The sequence below is a fragment of the Micromonospora sicca genome (assembly GCF_003172935.1).
Lineage (GTDB): Bacteria > Actinomycetota > Actinomycetes > Mycobacteriales > Micromonosporaceae > Micromonospora > Micromonospora sicca.
Genome location: NZ_QGKS01000231.1, coordinates 1 through 2,457 on the forward strand (window position 1 = coordinate 1; position 2,457 = coordinate 2,457).

The 2,457-nt window shown below is 79.3% G+C and carries 1 protein-coding gene; it reads right to left on the minus strand.

Annotated elements, in window-relative coordinates:
• A partial coding sequence (locus tag DKT69_RS16125; protein ID WP_236647952.1) for an ATP-dependent helicase occupies window positions 1-2,457 on the minus strand: 2,457 nt, incomplete at both ends.

The following is a 2,457-nucleotide window of genomic DNA, read 5'->3' on the forward strand; positions in this document are numbered from 1 at the left end:
GGCCCGAAGCCCGGCGTCGCGGGGCGGGTCGCCGTCGACGGCGAGGGCCGAGCCGTCACCCGGCCGAGCACCGCCGGAGCCGCCGGGCTTCGGGCCCGCCGGCTTCGGGCCGCGTGCCGTCGGCCCGGACGGGGCCGGACCCGCCGCCGGTCCGCCGCCGCCGATCGCGGGCGGCTCGGTGGCGGCCAGCTCATGCAGGAAGCGGCTGGGCTGTTCCTCGTGGTCGTCGCCGCCCACCGCCGCCGAGGCGACCGCGGTGACCAGCAGCCGGTGCCGGGCCCGGCTGATCGCGACGTGGAACAGCCGTCGCTCCTCGTCCAGCAGCGCCGAGGTCTGCCCGACCAGGCTGGCCCGGGTGCCGGCGCCGTCGGCCCGGCCGGCCAGCACGTCGACCAGCCGCTCGGAGCCGAGCAGGCTGCCGCGCAGCCGCAGGTCCGGCCAGACACCCTCCTGCACGCCGGCGACCGCGACCAGATCCCATTCCAGGCCCTTGGCGGCGTGCGCGGTGAGCAGCCGGACCGCGTCGCCGCGGTCGGCGCTCGCGGCCAGGGTGTCGGCCGGCAGGTCCTGCCCGAGCACGTGGCCGAGGAAGACCTCGGTCCGCGCGCCGGGCAGCCGGTCGGTGAACCGGGCCGCCGCGTCGAAGAGGACCAGCACGGCGTCGAGGTCCCGGTCGGCGGCCTCGGCCCGCCAGCGCTGGGCGGTCTCGTGCTCCCCGGTGGCCGCCCGCCCCCGGGTGATCGCCCCGGCCCAGCGTTCGGCCAGGCCGCTGTCCCGCCAGACCGCCCAGAGCACCTTCTCCGCGGTGGCGCCGGGGGCGGCCGCGGCCTGCCGCGCGGTCTCCAGCAGGGCCGCCACCGCCTGCGCGGGCGCCGCCCAGCGCCGGTCGATCGCGGCCAGCTCGGCCGGGTCGCGCAGCGCCTCCACGATCAGCTCGCCGGAGGGCCGCCGGTCGCCGCCGGCCAGCGCGAGCGCGCGCAGCCCCTGGCGGAGCCGCCGCTCGGCGAGCGGGTCGGCGCCGCCGAGCGGCGAGTGCAGCAGGGCGACCGCGGCCTCCTCGTCCAGCCGCTCCGGTTCCAGCGCGCACCGCAGCAGGAGCAGCAGTGGCGCCACCCCGGGTTGCAGGTGCAGCGGCAGGTCCTCGCCGTGCACGACGGTCGGCACGCCGGCGGTGTGCAGGGCGCGGCGCAGCGACGGCAGCTGCCGGCCGGTCGAGCGGACCAGCACCGCCATCCGCGACCAGGGCACCCCGTCGAGCAGGTGGGCCTCGCGCAGCGCGTGGGCCAGCCAGGCCGACTCGCTGGTGGCCGAGCGGAACGTGCGGACCTCGACCGAGCCGGGCGCGGCGTCGGGCAGCGGGCGGAGCTTCCGGTGCGCCGCCGGGCCGCGCAGCCGGCGGGCCAGCCGGGCGGTCGCGGCCAGCAGCCCGGGGCCGGCCCGGTACGAGGTGGTGAGCACGACCTGGGCGGCCGGCGCGCCGGAGGCGGTGCGGAACCGGTGCGGGAAGGCGGTCACCCCGGCCGGGTCGGCGCCGCGGAAGGCGTACGTGGACGAATCCGGGTCGGCGAACGCGACCAGCGGCTGGCCACCGCCGGCGATCACGGCGAGCAGGTCGAGCTGGGCGGGGTCGGTGTCGGCCAGCTCGTCGACGTAGACGTGGGCGAGCCGGCGGCGCTCGGCCGCCAGCAGCTCCGGGTCGTCGAGCAGCATGCCGGTGGCGGCCCGGACCAGCTCGGCCGGGTCGTACGCCACCGAGCCGCGGTTGCTCACGTCGCGCAGGGCGAGGACGGCGACGTACTCCCGGAGGAAGCGCGCGGCCGCGGGCCAGTCGGCGCGGCCCAGCTTCTCCCCCAGCCGGGCCAGCTCGACCGGGCCGACGCCGCGCTCCGCGGCGCGCATCAGCAGGTCGCGGAGCTGGGCGGCGAACGCCCGGGTGCGCAGCGCGGGGCGCAGGTCCTCCGGCCAGCCGACCGGGTCGTCGTCGGGTTCCTCGCCGACCACGTCGAGCAGCTCGCGGATGATCAGATCCTGCTCGGGACCGGTGAGCAGCCGGGGCGACGGCTCGCCCCGCTCGGCGGCGGCCCGGCGGAGCAGACCGAAGGCGTACGCCGGGAAGGTCCGCACCAGCGGCTCGCGGACCACCCGGTGCCCGTCCCCGGCGATCCGCGCCTCGATCCGGTGACGCAGGTCGGTGGCGCCCCTCCGGCCGAAGGTGAGCACCAGGATCCGCTCCGGGTCGACGCCCTCGGCGACCCGGGCGGCGACCGCCTCGACCAGGGTGCTGGTCTTGCCGGTGCCCGGACCGCCGACGACGAGCATCGGCCCGTCGGTGTGCGCCACCACCTCGGCCTGCGCCGGGTCGGCCAGCCGGACCGTGGGGTGCGCGTCATCGCCCGCCGACCCCTCGGGCCGGCGTTCCGCCGCGGTCGTCCCTCCGGACCGACCGTCCCCCCGCGC